The sequence below is a fragment of the Pseudomonas lactis genome (assembly GCF_001439845.1).
Classification (GTDB): domain Bacteria; phylum Pseudomonadota; class Gammaproteobacteria; order Pseudomonadales; family Pseudomonadaceae; genus Aquipseudomonas; species Aquipseudomonas lactis.
The window spans coordinates 43,687-60,441 of record NZ_JYLO01000001.1 but is presented as its reverse complement, the minus strand read 5'-3'; the positions used below and the strand labels follow the sequence as shown (position 1 = coordinate 60,441).

15 protein-coding genes are annotated in these 16,755 nt (G+C 60.4%); 4 read left to right on the top strand and 11 right to left on the bottom strand.

Annotation, left to right across the window (positions count from 1 at the left end; genetic code table 11):
- Positions 1–136: 136 nt before the first annotated feature.
- From TX24_RS00180 to TX24_RS00135, 10 genes are all read right to left on the bottom strand, one after another.
- The gene (locus TX24_RS00180) at positions 137–769 is read right to left on the bottom strand and encodes a hypothetical protein (RefSeq protein ID WP_019819550.1); all 633 of its coding nucleotides are present in this window, start codon (positions 767–769) and stop codon (positions 137–139) included.
- Between the two features lie 81 nt (positions 770–850).
- Positions 851–2,293, bottom strand: a complete 1,443-nt coding sequence (locus TX24_RS00175) for an efflux transporter outer membrane subunit (RefSeq protein WP_003187472.1) — start codon at positions 2,291–2,293, stop codon at positions 851–853.
- Positions 2,290–3,180: an efflux RND transporter periplasmic adaptor subunit gene (locus tag TX24_RS00170; protein ID WP_003187470.1), complete on the bottom strand. Its 891-nt coding sequence runs from the start codon at positions 3,178–3,180 to the stop codon at positions 2,290–2,292. Before TX24_RS00170 ends, TX24_RS00175 begins: the two co-directional genes overlap by 4 nt.
- Positions 3,177–3,386: a DUF1656 domain-containing protein gene (locus TX24_RS00165; RefSeq protein WP_003187469.1), complete on the bottom strand. Its 210-nt coding sequence runs from the start codon at positions 3,384–3,386 to the stop codon at positions 3,177–3,179. The genes TX24_RS00170 and TX24_RS00165 overlap by 4 nt, the downstream gene beginning before the upstream one ends.
- Entirely contained in the window at positions 3,383–5,461 is a 2,079-nt protein-coding gene (locus TX24_RS00160; RefSeq protein WP_003187466.1) for an FUSC family protein, read from the bottom strand. The genes TX24_RS00165 and TX24_RS00160 overlap by 4 nt, the downstream gene beginning before the upstream one ends.
- A complete protein-coding gene (locus TX24_RS00155) occupies positions 5,458–5,877 on the bottom strand; it encodes a MarR family winged helix-turn-helix transcriptional regulator (RefSeq protein WP_003187465.1) in 420 nt (139 codons plus the stop codon). The genes TX24_RS00160 and TX24_RS00155 overlap by 4 nt, the downstream gene beginning before the upstream one ends.
- 296 nt (positions 5,878–6,173) lie before the next feature.
- Complete coding sequence (locus TX24_RS00150) at positions 6,174–6,590, bottom strand: hypothetical protein (protein WP_057709497.1); 417 nt, start codon at positions 6,588–6,590, stop codon at positions 6,174–6,176.
- Positions 6,587–7,261 carry a hypothetical protein gene (locus tag TX24_RS00145; RefSeq protein WP_057709496.1) on the bottom strand — a complete coding sequence of 225 codons (675 nt, stop codon included), beginning with the start codon at positions 7,259–7,261 and terminating at the stop codon, positions 6,587–6,589. The genes TX24_RS00150 and TX24_RS00145 overlap by 4 nt, the downstream gene beginning before the upstream one ends.
- Positions 7,262–7,460: 199 nt before the next feature.
- The gene (locus tag TX24_RS00140; protein ID WP_057709495.1) at positions 7,461–7,715 is read right to left on the bottom strand and encodes a DUF2789 domain-containing protein; all 255 of its coding nucleotides are present in this window, start codon (positions 7,713–7,715) and stop codon (positions 7,461–7,463) included.
- 32 nt (positions 7,716–7,747) lie between these two features.
- The gene (locus TX24_RS00135) at positions 7,748–9,328 is read right to left on the bottom strand and encodes a glycosyltransferase family 39 protein (RefSeq protein WP_057709494.1); all 1,581 of its coding nucleotides are present in this window, start codon (positions 9,326–9,328) and stop codon (positions 7,748–7,750) included.
- A gap of 193 nt (positions 9,329–9,521) precedes the next feature.
- Between TX24_RS00135 and TX24_RS00130 the strand changes: the two genes are divergently transcribed.
- The 4 genes from TX24_RS00130 to TX24_RS00115 all read left to right on the top strand — a co-directional run bounded on the left by TX24_RS00130 (position 9,522) and on the right by TX24_RS00115 (position 14,151).
- Positions 9,522–11,684, top strand: coding sequence for a PA5441 family protein (locus tag TX24_RS00130; RefSeq protein WP_003187459.1), 2,163 nt, complete (start codon positions 9,522–9,524; stop codon positions 11,682–11,684).
- Positions 11,681–12,385 (top strand): DUF3142 domain-containing protein, encoded by a 705-nt coding sequence (locus TX24_RS00125; RefSeq protein WP_003187458.1) that lies wholly within the window; start codon positions 11,681–11,683, stop codon positions 12,383–12,385. Before TX24_RS00130 ends, TX24_RS00125 begins: the two co-directional genes overlap by 4 nt.
- A gap of 208 nt (positions 12,386–12,593) precedes the next feature.
- Complete coding sequence (locus tag TX24_RS00120) at positions 12,594–12,953, top strand: helix-turn-helix domain-containing protein (protein WP_003187457.1); 360 nt, start codon at positions 12,594–12,596, stop codon at positions 12,951–12,953.
- A complete protein-coding gene (locus TX24_RS00115; protein WP_080765624.1) occupies positions 12,931–14,151 on the top strand; it encodes a type II toxin-antitoxin system HipA family toxin in 1,221 nt (406 codons plus the stop codon). Before TX24_RS00120 ends, TX24_RS00115 begins: the two co-directional genes overlap by 23 nt.
- Before the next feature lie 62 nt (positions 14,152–14,213).
- Here TX24_RS00115 and TX24_RS00110 read toward each other — a convergent pair whose 3' ends face one another.
- Positions 14,214–16,667 (bottom strand): TonB-dependent siderophore receptor, encoded by a 2,454-nt coding sequence (locus TX24_RS00110; RefSeq protein ID WP_057709493.1) that lies wholly within the window; start codon positions 16,665–16,667, stop codon positions 14,214–14,216.
- Positions 16,668–16,755: the final 88 nt, after the last annotated feature.

Sequence of the window (16,755 nt, the reverse complement as noted above, 5' to 3'; positions counted from 1 at the left end):
ATCAAATCCTGTGAGAAGTGGGCTGTCTTCCTTGAACCCCTGAGGGGATTGGCTCAAGCCCGCCGAAAACGGGGGAAGATTAGCACTGGCGGGCGTAAACGGCCCAGCCTTTCAGAGGGATCAGTTCAGCAGGAGTTCAGGAGTACTCTTGTTCGACTTCATCCAGTTGGTGATCAAAACTCTTCAAGCGCGCGGTCCAGGTGTACACCAGCACCTCGAACTCGCGGTGTATCACGGCATTGCCGGGGGTGTCGGCCTTGGGGTCGCAAAAGTCCAGCTGGTAGCGCTCGCGGGCCATTTGCGTGGCCACGTCGGACAATTCCCGCGCGTTATCCAGCCAGTGCCTACCGTCAGCAACCTGTCGGTCCAGCAGCACGCATTGTTTTTTCAGGACTTCGAGGCTTTTTTCCAGCGGCGTGCCGGTGAGGTCGCCCATGACTTCCTGGAACGTGCGCCCCGGCTGCCAGTAACTGCCCCAGAAATAGCGGTCGAACACGGTTTCGACGCGGCGCAGGGCGACCTTGGTGTCCCAGATCGCCACGCGGGTCTTGCCCTGTTCGAGGAGTTTTTTCTTCACCCGCTGGTTTTGATACGACGCCCAGGCCACCACGCCGATGGATAAGGTGCCGATCACCAGGCAGGCGCTGTCGAGGAACACCATGGCCTTGTCGAGTTGATGGGCGAGCATGACGCCGTAAAAATACGCGGCCGATAACAAAACCAGTGCGAAGAGCACGCACCAGAAAGCGGGAGCATAAGGGTTTTTCATTCTTGGAATCCCCATGAGCAAACGCGAGCTTTGTCGGGTGAAGCGTCACGACGCCTCACCTGACAAAGCATAGCAATCACCTCACGGTTTGCCGGGTTTTACCCCTTGCGTTCGTCCGCTTTCCCAACCGCCGCCCAGGGCCAGGAACAGATCGATCTGGCTCATGGCAACCTGGGTGTTGGCCGCCGCCAGTTGCGCACGCATATCGGTGTAGGTGCGCGTGGCTTGCAGGTCGGCCAGGAAGGATTCGCGGCCGGCCTGGAAGAAGCGATGGGTCTGGCCGGCGGCTTCTCGCGCCGACTGTTCGGCGTCGGCCAGGGCGTCGCGGCGTTGCAACACGGCGGTGTATTGGGCCAGGCCGGTCTGGGTTTCGCGGATGGCGTTGAGCACCACGCCGTCGAAGTGGGCCAAGGCGCCCTGGGTCGCGGCTTCAGCTTCATGCACGCGGGCGCGGGCACCGTTGGTCGGTACAGTCCAGCTGATCATTGGGCCAAAGCCCCAGCGGTTGGTAGCAGGCGTGCCGAGGTTTTCCAGCAAGCCGACGGTGCCGACCGTGGCGCCGATGCTGATATCCGGGTACAACGCGCCGGTCGCCACGCCGATGCGTGCCGTGGCGGCGGCCAATTGGCGTTCGGCCTGGCGCACATCAGGGCGGCGCTTGAGCAGCGTGGCGCCGTCGCCTACTGGCAGCAATTGAGCGATATGCGGCAGCTCAGCGCAGGTGCCCGTGCCGGCTGGCAGTTGGTCGACCGGTTTGGCCAGCAACATCGACAGCCGGAACAGCGCCGCCTGACGCGAGGCTTCATAGCGCGGTATGTCGGCGCGCAAGGATTTGTATTGGGTTTGCGAGCGAGTCACCTGAGTCTCATCGCCCCGCCCGGCATCGCGCAGGCGCTGGGTCAGTTTGGTGCTCTGGGCTTGCAGGTCGAGGGACTCGTTGGCAATCGCCAGTTCTTCGTTGGCCGCACACACCTGGGTATAGGAGCGCACCACATCGGCCACCAGGGTGATGCGGGCGATATCCGCCGCGGCCTGGGTCGCGTCGGCGCTGGCCTGGGCGCTTTCGATGCCACGCTGCAAGGTGCCGAACAGGTCGAATTGATAAGACGTGGTAATCCCGACGCTACCGATATTGCCGACCGGGACTTTGTCCGGCAGCAAGAAGGCCTCGCCAGACTCCTGCAAGCGCTGGGCCTCGGCCTTGACGCCGGCACTCCAGCCGCCAGCGGATTCAGCCTGCTGCACCTGGTAACGCGAGCGCTGCAGGTTGGCGGCGGCCACGCGCAGGTCGGTGTTGGAGGCCATGGCCTGGCGCACCAGTTCGTCCAGGCGCGGGTCTTTGTACAGCTTCCACCAATCGGCCGGCACCGGTGCCGAGACGACGTTGCTGCCCTCGCCCATGATCGGCCCTTGCAGGTCGCCACGGTTGACGGCGGCCTGTTCCGGCAGTTTGTAATCGGGCCCCACCACTTGGCAGGCCGACAGCAACAACCCCAGGGAAGCGGTTGCCAGAAGCCGCTTCATGGTTTGTCCCCGTCTTTGACCTTGTCGTCGATGATCGACACCGTCGCGGTGCGCCCGGCGATCATGCGAAAGTCCGCCGGCACGTCATCAAAGGCGATACGCACCGGGATCCGCTGGGCCAGGCGCACCCAACTGAACGCCGGGTTGACGTTGGGCAACAGGTTGGAGCCGCTGCTGCGGTCGCGGTCTTCGATACCGGCGACGATGCTTTGCACGTGGCCATGCAGGCGCGCATTGTCGCCGATCACACGGATGTCCACGCCCATGCCGACATGGATGCCGTCGAGCTTGGTCTCTTCGAAGTAACCGTCGATGTGGAAGGAATTGCTGTCCACCACCGACAGCACCGGGCGCCCGGCGGTGACGAATTCCTGGGTACGCGGTGCGCGGTCGTTGACGTAGCCGTCCACGGGGCTGCGGATCACCGAGCGGTCGAGGTTGAGTTGGGCGGAGTCCACTGTCACCTGGGCTTCGGCCAGGGCCGACTGGGCGCGGGCGACGCGGGACTGGCTCTCTTCCAGTTGCTCGCTGGGCACCAGGTTGCCCAGGCCACGGTTACGCTTGTATTCGCGCTGGGCCTGGGCCAGGGTTTCCTGGCGGTCGGCCACGGCGGCCTGGGCTTGGCGCAGGGCCAGCTTGAAGCGGTCCTGGTCAACGGCGAAGAGCACCTGGCCCTTGCTCACCAACTGGTTGTCGCGCACGTCCACGCGCTGGATCAGCCCGGACACGTCCGGAGCGATCTGCACGATGTCGGCACGGATGTGGCCGTCACGGGTCCAGGGCGCAAACATGTAATACATGACCATGCGCCACACCACGACGACCGCGAAACTCACGACCAACAACGTCAGGACGACACGGCCGATAGTCAAAAAAGGTTTTTTCATGTCATCAAATATCGACTGAGTGAGTCCACAGCGCCCAGCAACAGCGCGTAGAGCCCCACATTGAACAATGCCCGGTGCCAGACCAGGCGATAGAAGTGCATGCGCGTCAACAGCCCGTGCACCACCAGAAACAACACATAAGTAATGCCCATCAGCACTAGCAGCGTGGGCAGGAACACCCCGCTGATATCCAGGTCACCGATCATAAAGGCGCTCCATCGGGTAGCGGCGCTTCCATTTCCGTGCCGCCAATGAATTCCACACCGGGCAACAACGCCAGGCGCAGGCCGGCCAAGGCGTGCAGCAGGTGCAGGCGGGTGTCGTCTTCGTCTTGCAGGCCCTGGCCGTTGAGGGCACGGCGCGTGCGGTCCAGGGTCATCAGCAGACCGCTGGGCGCGGGCAAGCGTTCACCCGCCTTCAGGCACGCCTTGAAGTAACCGCCCACGCCTTCCACCACCTGGTTGAGCAACACCCGTGGCACACCGAGGATGCGTGGCGAGTAGGCCAACAAGTCGAGCAGGTTCAGCGCCACGCGCAGGTCGCGCAGGGCGATGCCGGTGTCCTGGCCGGTGAGGGCCAGGCGCGGCAGGTGCTGCATCAGGCGGTCGAGCATTTGTGCGGCCATGTGCCGGTGCTCGGCCAGGGTGGCAGGCTCGGTGAGGCTGACGATGTCGCGCCAGCTGAAACGGGTGAGGCGCTTGGCCGCCAGTTCAGCGCCGAAGGGTCGGGCGATCAAGGTCCACACGAACGCGAACAGCAGGCCCACCGGCCCCGCCAGGTTGACGTTGGCGAAGTTGAGAAAGTCGGCGTCATAGGCGCCCTGGATGCTGATGAAGGACGACGTATTGACCAGCGTCAGCAACATGCCCAGGTAGAAACGTGGCTGCACCGTAAGCGTGCCGATGCAGATAAACGGCACGGCGAAGGCCAGCACCAGCATGGGGAAGTCATGCAGGTTGGGCAGCACCAGAAACAGATACAGGCTGGCGAACAGCACCGACATGGCGGTCCAGAAAAAGAACCGATAGATCTGCGGTGCCGGGTCGTCCATCGAGGCGAAAAAGCTGCACGCCACGGCGGCGAGGATTACAGCGCTGCCGCCGTCGGTCCAGCCCAGCAGAATCCACAATACCGAAGCGACAATGATTGCGGTGACGGTGGAAAACGCCGAGTAGAACATCAGCCCACGGTCGAGGAATGGCGTGAGCCGGCCCAGGCGCCAGTGGCGGTAGACAGCGCGCCAGGTGTCCTGGCTTTCGCACTGAATGGCGGCTTGCAGGCTGCGGCAGTCTTGCCACAGGTCGACCCATTCGCCCAGGCGGTATAGGGCGTTGGAGAACAGCAAGGTGTGACGGTCATCCAGCGCTTCGCCTTGGGGTTGCGCGGCGTCGATCTTGTCACGCAGCACGCGCCAGCGATCCAGGGGCGCTTGTTCGGTGGTGCTTTGCAGCCAGGCATTGGCCTCTTCCAACAGCGGCGTGAGCTGATCGAGAAACTCCGGCGCACGGTGCTCAATGGCGTACACCGCATCATCCAACGCGTCGATCACCGGCAGCAGGTGAATCATGCGCCCGCGCAGTTCCTTGGTGTTGCGCACCGTCTGCGGGCGCGCGCCTTCGTGGGGCAGTTGGCCGATCATCAATTCGAGGGTGTTGAAGGTGGCGACCATGCCGCCGCGCAGGTTGCTGACTTCTTCGGGGTCGACCTTGCGGCTGAGAAAGCGCTGGCTGTAGACCTGCGCGTCGCTGAACCACTTGGCCACCGAGCCATCGAACACCGGCATCAGGCGCCGGGGCCAGAACATCGCGCCCACCACCGCCGCGACCGCGATGCCGAGGAAAATTTCTTCGGTACGCGCCTCCGCCACATCCCAGACCGCCAAGGGGTTATCCACCACCGGCAGAGCAATCAGCGGCAAGGTGTAGCCGGCCAGCATCAGGGCGTAGTTATTCGCGGTGCGCAGGTGCATGGACAGAAACAGCAAAGTGCCGGTCCACAACGCAATCACCACCACCAGAATGTAGGGTGACTGCACGAACATCGGCACAAACAGCACCGCCGCCGCCGCGCCCATCAAGGTGCCGATGGCGCGGTACAGGGCTTTGGAACTGGTAGGGCCGACAAACGGGCTGGAGACGATATACACCGTGGCCATCGCCCAGTACGGACGCGGCATTTGCATAAGCATGGCGATGTACAGCGCGATCATCGACGCGGCGAAGGTACGCACCCCGTAGAACCAGTCGCGGGCAGGCGGGAAGCCGGTAAAAAATCCGTTCAAGACGACACAGCCTCAGCCGCTTCGAAGGCGCGCAAGACACGCAGTGCGGCTTGCAGATCGTCGGGGGCGATATCTGCTAACACATCCTTGCGCAGGCGCACCAGTTGCGCTTCCACCGCTTGCACCAACTCACGGCCACGCTCGGTAAGGCTCAGGGCCTTGGCGCGGCGGTCGTGGATGTCTTCGGTGCGGCAGACGTAGCCGTCACCGCACAGCCGGTCGAGCAGGCGCACCAGTGATGGGCTTTCCATACCGGACGCCTGGGCTACTTTGACCTGATGCACACCGTCGCCCAAGCGACCGATCATCAACAACGGCACGGCGCAGGCTTCGGAGATGCCATAGCTCACCAGCGTGGTCTGGCAGATTTTGCGCCAATTACGGGCGCCCACCACCATGCTGCTGCTGAGGCTCATCTGGAGTTGTTCGAGGGATTGAGGCACTGGATAGTTCGCATACAGTTAGTTTGCTAACTATCAATATGGTGGAGGAAGGGTTCGCCGTCAAGTTTTGAAACAATTTCGCAGATGAGTGGTGGGATGTGGCTTGAGTAAAGCGGGTTTTAGGGTAGGCATCAGCAAATCGCTGATATTCGTCATACGACAAACAAAATGTGGGAGCTGGCTTGCCTGCGAAAGCGGTGGTTCAGTTGAATATTCAGTGACTGACACGCCGCCTTCGCGGGCAAGCCCGCTCCCACACTAGGTCAGCGTCAGCATTTTTTGCCCCATCGCCACACGCTCCAGACTTTTAAAATCTCCGATGCACCGATCAATCCAGCCATTGCCAGTACGTTGTACTGCGGCAAAACTCGAGCGCCAATCAACAGGAGCGAAACGGAGGGGATAACGAGCACAAGTCGTAAGGGGGTTTGAAAAAAGACAAGCCACACGACTGATTTTTTCTGAAGAAAAAACATGGCGCAGGATGCAAAAATTGAGGCCTGTAAAACCAACGCGCCCACAAACATAACTATTTGCACATCACCGTGCGCTCGCAAAATATTTGAAGCGCTTATCACATCACTTAGATACGGAATTCTATTGTTTAAAAAACTATTGGACGCATACCAAATGAGATAAATCGCATCCATCGCTCCCCAAAACAGCCAAATTCTGCGACGGCTCATTTTGCCCCCTCCTTTTTTTCATACGCCTCATCTGGTGTGACTGGCTGCCAGTGCCATGATTTCCCGCCAATCTGCCACTTGTCCTCGCCCTCCAGAAACCTGTGCGGAGTATGCCGAAGCTCGCCATATCGACGTACGGCAGAGTCGGCGATGCGGTGCTCTTCGAAATCATTCAGTGGTACCCATTGCTGGATAAGTGTTCTGGTCGTGTTTGCTAAATCTTTGCCGTCAGAACCAAATACTCGACCTTGGTCACCCATAGACCCTAAACGATTGGCAGCTATAATCGCGGTGTTCTTCACTGCGTCATAGTCAATGCTGAAAAAAGCCCATTTTCCCGGCCCTACCTCCTCCTCGCTTTCAAACCGGCCAGAAGAGAACCCACTTGGAATACATCGCTGTGCATGCAAGTGATTCAAAGCCCCCGTCCGTTCTGAAACAAGCAACCACTCTCCGCTTTTAATCTTGTCAAGTATCGTTTTTCGCACCTTCCAATTTACACACGAATTTAAACCTACATCACACTCTTTAATAAGCTCAGACAGCCCAAGCAAACCAGAAGTAAACGGAAGATGAAATTCAACAATTGACGTCGCAGAAAATGGACTTATGAGTTCAATAGTCGAAGGATCAAAACTCTGTAGTTTTCCGCGCGGAATTAGCTTTTGCATGTCGCACCCGCTCATCAATAGGAGATATCCCTTTGATAAGGAAAACCGTCTGCGGCGGCTATAGTCCATTTCCCCATGAAAAATAGGACGTTTCCCATATTTTTTCGTATCCGGGCTTTTTCAGAAAAAAATAATTTGCGCGGTCAAAACCAAATTTTTTTCAACCCTTACCAGATTTTTTCAAGTTAGAGCCTGGCAGCTATTTTTTTTGCACCCCTCGCCCACCCCGCAAGATCAGATTCAACTCATCCACCACCACCGCCCAATCCGCATCCTCCAGAATCTCTTCACGCAAAAATGCCTTCTGGGCGTCGCTCCAAAAAAACGCCTCCGCCAGTTTCAAATCCGGCTTGAGCGGCGAATGAGAGGCGACAAATTGCTCAATACTGACCGGGTCATCCGGCAAGCCAAGCTGTTTGAACAAAGCCGGCAAGCTGTGCAGTGGCGATTCCATGAAAGGCTCCTCATCAGTAGGTTGAAGTGAGTCTAGCGGCAGCCTTCAGGTTGCGGCGCCGGTGCGTTGCATAGCACGAACAACCGGGCCCTGGCGCCACCGCCGTCCTGGCGACTGAGTTCGCGCCAGCCGTTGGGCAGTGGCGCGAATTCATCCGGGGCTTCGTTGCTGCTGATCAACCATACCCGTCGCGTTTGAGCAGGCAGTGCTGAGAGGCGGTCCAGATAGATGCGGCCACCGTCCTGGTCCACCAGTGTGCCGAAACCATAGGCGTTCGGGCGAGTGGCAGTGCCGTCGGGCTTGGGCGGCGTGTAGAGCTGCAGTTGGGCGTCGGTCTGGTCGTAATACACGTAGCTGAGGTACCACATCATGTCACTCAGGACGATGCGGTCGCCTTCCTGATAGTTGCGATTGACGAACTCCACCGGCACGTTGAACTGGTCGTGCTCATCCACTTCGAAGTTGTTCTTTAGCCCCAACAGTTCTACGCCAACAAACAGTGCGAACAACGCCACGCCCAGCCAGGACAAACGGGGCGGCAAACGGTCGATGGCAAGCGCCAGGACTATCGGCAGGCCCAACGCATACACCGTGAGGTAGCGCTCGATAAACACCGGCGAGATAAAAGACACGCCATAGACCAGCAGCAGCGGCAGCAGGCAAAACAGGGCAGGCAGGCGCGCCGCGGGGTTGCGCCAGGCCGCCAGTACAACCACCACGGCCAGCAGCAGGGGGAACAGCCAGAACAGCGGCGGCCACAGGCCGAGACCGTCATCCTGCAACAGAAACTGCCAGACCATCGACGGCAGGGACAGCAGGTTGACCGGCTCTTCCCAACCAATGTCGCCGCCGACTTTGAGCTGTTCGACGTGCTGCACCAAATCCAGCAGGTTGGGCAGCCAGGGCAGATACAACAACACTATCGCCACGTTGGCGGCCCACCAGGCAGGCCGCGTGATCAAGCGCTGACCTGGCGCCTGCAACCCCAGGTACGCCCAATGCACCAGCACGCACAGCGCGGTGAAGTAGTGGGTATAGAACCCGGCGCTCATTAACAGCACATATACAGCCAAATAACGCGCGCGCTCGGGCTGCCTCACCCAGTACACCAGTGCCAGCGTGGCGCCCAGTAGCCACACGCCCAGCAGCGAATACATGCGCACTTCCTGGCTGTAGCGCACCGCCGTGGGCAGTAGAGCCAGCAGGATCCCCGCCAGCACAGCCGCGCGGCGGGTGGACAGTTGCCGTGTCAGCCAGATGCCCAGGCCCACTACGGCCACACCGGGGATCGCACTCAGGCTGCGAATCGAGCCGATGCTATCGCCGAACACCTCGATCCAACCGCGCAGCAGCAAGAAATACAGCGGCGGGTGCACATCATGGGCTGCGTGAAACCACAGGTCGGCCAGGGCGTATTCGCTGAGCAACAGGCTTGAGCCTTCGTCGCCCCAGATCGCCGCCGAGGTGAGGTGGTAAAACCGCAGGGCCATGGCGAGCGCCAGGATCGGTACCCACCACAGGCGGCTGAGCCAGCCGGCACCTTCCCAGGTCAAGCGATGGAAGGCAGGCAATGCCCCGACTTTTTCGTGTTGCTCTACCACAGACCGACGCATATCGACTCCGCTACTACTGCCCTCTTACAGGACAAACACTGCGCATGCGCAAACACCGCCACTCTAGGCCAAAAGCCCTGGCCTCGTCGCTGGAATCGGACAAATCAGCAATTTGTGTAGGCCTTCACCGAAGCACTCGTCGGATCAGGCTATTATTGCCCCTTCTCCAAGGACTCAGGATCAAGGAAACGTTATGCGTATCGGTTTGCTGTCACCTCTGGCCCTGGCCCTGCTGGCCGGTTTTTCCCTACCGGCCCAGGCCAGTTCTGACGACTCGTGCTACCCCGACTGGCGGGTATCGCGTGACGGCTACGAGCCGTGCAGCAACCAACCGTTTCTCAGCCCTGGTAACGACAGCCGGGTGAACCTGCGCCTGTTGCTGGCCGACAAAAAAGCCGCGCCCCTGGCCCCCAATGCCTTGGGCGAAGACGACTTGGCCCAAGGCTTCGGCCCGGTGCCGTTTCCGGTGTATCGCCTGGTGCCGGTTGCGGCCACGGCTGAGGAGCCAGATAACAAGGCTGACGATTCACGCACAGCCGAACTCGACACGCTGCTCCAGCCCCTGGGTATCAAGCGCGAGGAGTACAAGACCGCAGGCCAGGCCTTCCTGAATGGCGAAGGCAGCCGTTGCCGCAGCAATGACGATGACAGCGCCACGGCGTTTATCAGCCAGGTGATCAAGGCCCAGATGCCACCCGCCGAGCGCGATGTGTTGGTCAAAGCACGCCTGCAATTACTGACCACCTGTGACTGGAGCCGCCAGGTGGTGGACGCACAGCTGACCCCCTCGGCCAACGCCCAGTTGTTTCGTACCTATTTGCAGGCCGCCGGCGATTTCTACAGCGGGCGCTTCGATTACGCCGAGCGCGGGTTCGCCGCCGCCGCCACCAGCGATGTGCCATGGCTGAAGGAAACAGCGCTGTACATGACTGCGCGTACGTCGCTGAATCAGGCCCAGGCCGAAGCCTTCGACGAATACGGCATGCCGCAGCGCGAGCATGTGGATAAGTCGGCCTTGAGCGATGCCGAAGAAGGTTTTCTCAGTTACCTGAAACATTATCCACAGGGCGATTACGTTGCGTCCGCCCGTGGCCTGTTGCGCCGTGTGCACTGGCTGGCGAACGACGACGCCAAGCTTGCCGAAGACTTCACCTGGCAATTTACCGAGGCCACCGACGCCCAGCGCAATGTGAGCGTGGACGAACTGGTGGAAGAGGCCGACCTCAAGTTACTGATGGTCGGCAACAAAGCCGCGAACAGCCCCATGCTGCAAGTGGTCAGCGACCTGATGGCGATGCGCGCACACACTCCGCCGCTGTTGAGCCGTGAAGACCTGGATAAGCAAAAGAGCACCTTCGCCACTGAGCCGGCGCTGTTTGACTTCCTGCAAGCGAGCTATGCCCTGTACGTCGAACACCAACCCGACGCGGCCTTGAAGCACCTGCCGGCGGATGTGCCGTCGAGCCTGGATTACTTCGCCTTCAGCCAACAGACCCTGCGCGCCCTGGCCCTGGAAGCCAAGCAGGACTGGAGGGCCGCCGAAGCCCTGTGGCTGCAACTGCTGCCGCTGGCCAAGCAGCCGCTGCAACGCGACCAGCTGGAACTGGCCCTGGCCATGAATTACGAGCGCAGCGGCCAATTGGCCAAGGTGTTCGCCGCCGACTCGCCGATCAGCGCCAAGCAAGTGCGCTACATCCTGCTGCGCAACGTCGCCGGCCCCGATCTGCTGCGTCAGCAGATCGCCAACGCCAGCGACCCGATCGAGCGCCAGAGTGCGCAATTCGTGCTGCTCTACAAAGACCTGCTGCGCGGCCAGTACGCCACCTTCGCCGATGACCTCAAGCAGGCCTCGCTCTCTGACGACAAGCTCGGCACCAGCCTGGGCTACACCTATACCAGCGGCCAGACCTTGAAGCTGTTCCAATGGAACGGCGACAAGGCCGAATCCGGCTACGCCTGCCCAAGCATCGCGCAAACCGCGACGACCTTGCAGAACGAGGCCAAAAACCCGCACGCCTTGAACTGCTTCGGCGAGTTCATCCTGCGCAACGGCCTGGACGGCATGCCCCTGGAACAACCCCGCGCCGCCGGCAGCCTGGGCAGCACCGCCTCGGACTTCAAGGGTGAAACCTTCTCGCGCCTGGACGGCTACAAACAGGTGATCGCCAACGCCAAGGCGCCGAAAACCGACAAGGCCTACGCGTTGTTCCGCGCCATCAACTGCTACGCGCCGGCCGGCTACAACAGCTGCGGCGGCGAAGATGTCGCGCCAGCGGTGCGCAAAGCCTGGTTCCGCCAACTCAAAACCGGTTTTGCCGATACCCAGTGGGGCAAATCGCTGCAGTACTACTGGTGAAGCCGCTGTGGCTAGGCTTGCTGTTGCTGGCAAGCCCGGCTTTTGGCGCCGTTAACGCCGGGGACTATGACGCCTTCTGGCTGTGGAGCGGTGTCACGCCGCAGCCAGTGATCAAGCAGGCAAAAACCCTGTACATCCTGCAAGGCCAGATCAACTCCACCCGCCGCGCGCCCCAGCGCGGCGTACAACTCATCGCCCAGGGCATGAGCGTGCCGCGCATTACTCAAGGCCACGTCTGGGTGGTGTACCGCGCCCACACCCTGCGCTGGCCGGAACGGGTCTACACCCAGGTGCTGGGCCAGGTGCAACGCTGGCGAGACGCCGGCAACCCAGTGATCGGTATCCAGATCGATTTCGATGCCCGCACCCAATACCTGCACGAATACGCCGACTTCCTGCGCGACCTGCGCCAACGCCTGCCCGCCGACCTGCGCCTGAGCATCACCGGCCTGATGGACTGGAGCAGCAACGCCGACCCGGCCGCCATCGCCCAGCTCAAGGGCGTGGTGGATGAAGTGGTGGTACAGACGTATCAGGGGCGTCACAGCATCCCGGATTACGCGGCGTATTTGCCGCGGATGAATCGGCTGGGGGTGCCGTTCAAGATTGGCTTGATTCAGGGCGGGGAATGGCAAGAGCCGGGATATTTGCAGGGCAATGAGTGGTTTCGGGGGTATGTGGTGTTTTTGCAGAATCTTTGAAGTTTGGTAACACCTGTAGGAGCGAGCTTGCTCGCGAAAAACGTCAACGATAACGCGTGTTTCCTGATTGAACGCGGCGCCTGTGAGTTTTTCGCGAGCAAGCTCGCTCCTACAAAAAGCCATTAGGGCATCGAGCCGATTTTTTGCAGGTGGCCTTAGAGGCTTGGATGATATAAGTTACCTCTACTGCTTTAAAGGGTGATATATCATGCAAGAAACAGCCAAGCCCTACCCCCACAAAGGGTACATCTCAGAGAGAAGCGATGAACTGATGAGAGGTATCGGCAACGGTATCGAAATAGCCCGCATTCGTCGTCGGTTGAAAATTTCCACCATATGCAGCCGCGCGGGCATTACACGGCAGACGTATCAGCGGCTGAGACAGGGCGAGCCCGGCGTCTCCCTCGGCGTGCTGATGAATGTGCTGAGCGCGATGGACTTGGAAGAAGGTATGGCGAGCATTGCGTCACCAGAACTTGACCAGGTTGGCATTACCATGAGCCTCGCCCGTGAGCCTGAGCGAATTCGCACTGAAGGAGAACCCGATGTCCTGGAAGCCGATTGGTAATGCCTTTGTTTTTTCAGCTCACTTAGTCGGTGACCCGGTCCCTGTTGGCGAGGTGGCCATGCATGGGAATGGATTCGTTTTTCGCTACGCCAACAGTTGGCTCGCGCGGCCCGACGCATTTGCGATTGACCCGCTGAGTTTGCCACTGACCCCTAACCAGTATTCCTCAACGCGCATGTTTGGAGTGCTCGACGACGCAACGCCCGACAATTGGGGCCGGCGTGTTCTGCTGGCGACCCACAAACAGCATCCACAAAACGAAGTTGAATGGCTACTTGCCTCGCGGGGAGCAGGAGTGGGTTGCCTGCTGTTCAGTGCGTCACGAAGTCAGCTGCCACCCCTGCACCACCCCCCGCAATTTGAAGACCTTGAGAAAATCATGGTGGGCCTTGATCGAGTCGAGAAGGGTGACGTCGACCTGCCTGCGGAAATCGCACGGTTATTCGAGTTTGGGAGTTCCATGGGCGGCGCCAGGCCGAAGGTCACCGTGACCCATGAAGGCAAGGAATGGATTGCTAAACTCGGCCGTAGCGACGATGTGTTCGATCAGCCACGGGCGGAATTCGCCAGCCTTCAAATGGCGGATGCAGCAGGCCTACCCGCAGCCGGGCACAAGTTGGTAGAGGTCGCCGGCAAACCGGTGTTGATGGTCGAGCGTTTTGACCGACATGAAGGCGCTGGCCGCGAGCACTATGTCAGCTGCAACTCTTTGGTAAGCACAGAGAAGCCAAGAATGCGGGTTGATGCGGCTGACGGTGCCGTTTCCTATTCCAGGATCGCCGACGTGTTGAAGAAGGTCTGCGACGATGCCACCTTTGACATGCGCGAGCTTTACAAGCGTATGGCCTTCAACGTGCTCATCGGCAATAGCGACGACCACCTGAAACAAACCGGGCTGCTGCTGACCAGCGCCTCGGGTTATTCCCTTGCGCCAGTATTTGACGTGTTGCCCCACCCTACCCAACTAGGCTTGCAGGCGCTCATCATCGGCAATGAAGGCCGGGTATCGTCTGTCAGTAATTTGCTGAGTACGCCTGAACGCTTTGGGTTGGGGGCGGATGAAGCAAGGTCCATCGTCACGGATATATATGCCGTCGTGCGAGAAGCCTCCGGCTTTTTCGAAGCGGCAGGCTGTAGCGGTGCCGAGGTGCGCATGCTTTCCAATGTGTGTACACGATTTGCAGCGGACCTGGTGTAGGGCGGCAACAGAGCGCACCCTTGAAGGGTGCGCGCCGCAGCCAATATCACCTAAACGCTAAGTTACCAATCGTACGTCAGGCTCGACACCACCGTACGCCCTTCCCCGTAGTAGCAATCCAGATCACTGGTGCACTGCGAGACGTAGGTCTTGTTGCTGAGGTTCTGCACGTTCATCGCCAGTTTCACGCCCTTGAGCTTGAGCGGCGAGGCGCCCAGGTCGTAGCTCAGGCTTGCATCGTAGACGCTGTAGGACGGCACGTTGAAGGCGCCTTCGTAGTAGTCGCCCAGGCTTTGACGGGCGTAACGCACGCCAAGCCCTGCACCCAGCCCCGCCAAGGGCGTGTCGCCGAGCACGGTGTAGTTGACCCACATCGAGGCGGTGAGTGGGGAGATGCCGGCCGGGTGGCGACCTTGGCGGCCATCGTTGTCCTTGGTGTATTTGACGTCATTGCGCGCAGCCGAGGCGACCACGTCCCAGGCATCGCTCAAGACGGCCTTGGCTTCCAGTTCAACACCTCGCGAGCGCAGGGCGCCGCTTTGGGTGCTGAAGGTGGTATCCACCGGGTTGGTGGTCAGCACGTTTTCCTGGTCCAGTTGGTACACAGAAGCCTGGATGAAGCTCTTCTGGCCCGGTGGCTGGTACTTCACGCCGACTTCGTACTGTTTGCCGGTGGAGGGTTCGAAGGGTTTTCGGTTCGCATCGGTGCCGGCCAGCGGAAGGAAGGATTCCGAATAGCTGACGAAGGGCGACACGCCGTTATCGAACAGGTACACCAGGCCCGCACGACCGGTGAACGCCTGGTCTTTGCTGGCAAAGCGGGTGTCCTGTATCGGCTCCTTGTTCACCACATTCGCCCAGTCGTAGCGGCCACCGAGTACCAGCACCCATTTATCCAATTTGATCTGGTCCTGCAGATACAGGCCGGTCTGGGTGATGGTGCGATCCCAGCGGTACGGTTGGCCGAAGTTCAAGGGCTGGCCGTACACCGGTTTGAACAGGTCAATGATCGGCGGGTTGCGGTCATACAGGCCATGGAACTGCGAGTTGGAATGGTAGTAGTCCAGGCCAACGATGAAGGTATGGGACAGCGCGCCCGTGTCAAATTCAGCCTGGGCGATGCTGTCCACGCCGAACACTTTGTTGGTCTGCGACCAGTCCACGCCGAAGCGTTGCAGGTAACGCTGGTCTTGCACGCCGGTGCTTGGGTTGGCGACGAAGCGGTAGCCGTGCAATGGCGCGGTGTAGCGGTCGTCGACCTCGGCGTAACGGGCGTTTTGCTTGAGGGTCCAGATGTCGTTGAGGCGATGGGAAACTTCGTAGCCCAGCACGTATTGCTCGCGGTTGTACTGGTTGACGCCCGGCTCGCCGATAAACACATCGCGCTTGATCTTGCCGTTGGGGTTGTCCCACAGCGTGCCGGACGCCGGCAGGCCTTGGGCTTCGGGCACGCCTTTATCTTTCTGGTATTGGGCGAACAGGGTCAGGCTGGTGTCGTCGTTGGGGCGCCAGGTGAGGCTGGGGGCGATGAACTGGCGCTTGTTTTCGACGTAATTGATTTCGTCTTGCGCGTCATTCGCCAGGCCGGTCAGGCGGTAGAGAAACTGGCCCTCCTCGTCCAGCGGGCCGCTCAGGTCGATGGCCGCGCTTTTGTGTTCGTAGGTACCGGCTTCCAGTACCACTTGGTGTATCGGGGTTTCGCTGGGGCGCTTGCTGACCATATTGACGATGCCGCCCGGCTGGTTCTGGCCGTAAAGCACGGACGCCGGGCCTTTGAGCACTTCGATGCGTTCCAGGGAATACGGCTCGATCTGCAACGCACCGCCTGTGCTGCCGCCGCCGTAGGGCAAGTGCAAGCCGTCAAGATACAACGGCGTAGGCGAGAAGCCGCGTGACGTCGGCTCATCGAACAATTTGACCCGGTCGGCAAAACCGCCGGCGCTCATGCCTGGGGTGTAGAGCAACGCCTGGGTGACACTCTGGGCGCCGCGTGCCTTGATCTCGGCGGCGGTGATCACGTTGATGGTCTGGGGGATTTCCACCAGCGCCGAGTCAGTCTTGCTGCCCGAGGCGCTGCGCTTGGCGACAATACCGTCCACCGGACCCCAGGCGCTTTCCTGCTCCTGCCGGCCGCTGATCTGGGTCGCGCCCAACTGCAAGGCTCCGTCGCCGGAGAGGGCCTGCAACGACCAACCGCCCTGGGATTGCACCGCCGCCAAACCGCTGCCCGCCAGCAAGCGCTGCAACCCCGAACCTACGCCATAACGCCCTTTCAAGCCGGCGCTGCGCTTGCCTTCGGTGAGCGTAGCGTCAACCGACAGCAGGATGCCAGAAGCACTGGCGAAACGGTTCAACGCCTGGTCGAGGCTGCCCGCCGGAATGTCATAGCTGCGCAGCGCTTCGGTGCTTTCCTCGGCTTGAACCATGCTCGGCAGTACAGGAGCCGCCGCCAGCAGGCCGGCAAACAGGCCACGACGCAGCGCGCGGGCCAAAGGTTGGATTGGGTGGTGCGACATTGCAGGACTCCCCGTGAGAACGCTTCTTGATTGGCTTTCAAGAGGTATCCCGAACGGGCCACAAAAACCGACAAGCCCTGTACAAAGT

Coding starts and splice junctions, on each gene's coding strand:
- TX24_RS00180 (WP_019819550.1), bottom strand. CDS start 769: ATGAAAAACCCTTATGCTCCCGCTTTCTGGTGCGTGCTCTTCGCACTG.
- TX24_RS00175 (WP_003187472.1), bottom strand. CDS start 2,293: ATGAAGCGGCTTCTGGCAACCGCTTCCCTGGGGTTGTTGCTGTCGGCC.
- TX24_RS00170 (WP_003187470.1), bottom strand. CDS start 3,180: ATGAAAAAACCTTTTTTGACTATCGGCCGTGTCGTCCTGACGTTGTTG.
- TX24_RS00165 (WP_003187469.1), bottom strand. CDS start 3,386: ATGATCGGTGACCTGGATATCAGCGGGGTGTTCCTGCCCACGCTGCTA.
- TX24_RS00155 (WP_003187465.1), bottom strand. CDS start 5,877: ATGAGCCTCAGCAGCAGCATGGTGGTGGGCGCCCGTAATTGGCGCAAA.
- TX24_RS00150 (WP_057709497.1), bottom strand. CDS start 6,590: ATGAGCCGTCGCAGAATTTGGCTGTTTTGGGGAGCGATGGATGCGATT.
- TX24_RS00145 (WP_057709496.1), bottom strand. CDS start 7,261: ATGCAAAAGCTAATTCCGCGCGGAAAACTACAGAGTTTTGATCCTTCG.
- TX24_RS00140 (WP_057709495.1), bottom strand. CDS start 7,715: ATGGAATCGCCACTGCACAGCTTGCCGGCTTTGTTCAAACAGCTTGGC.
- TX24_RS00135 (WP_057709494.1), bottom strand. CDS start 9,328: ATGCGTCGGTCTGTGGTAGAGCAACACGAAAAAGTCGGGGCATTGCCT.
- TX24_RS00130 (WP_003187459.1), top strand. CDS start 9,522: ATGCGTATCGGTTTGCTGTCACCTCTGGCCCTGGCCCTGCTGGCCGGT.
- TX24_RS00120 (WP_003187457.1), top strand. CDS start 12,594: ATGCAAGAAACAGCCAAGCCCTACCCCCACAAAGGGTACATCTCAGAG.
- TX24_RS00115 (WP_080765624.1), top strand. CDS start 12,931: ATGTCCTGGAAGCCGATTGGTAATGCCTTTGTTTTTTCAGCTCACTTA.
- TX24_RS00110 (WP_057709493.1), bottom strand. CDS start 16,667: ATGTCGCACCACCCAATCCAACCTTTGGCCCGCGCGCTGCGTCGTGGC.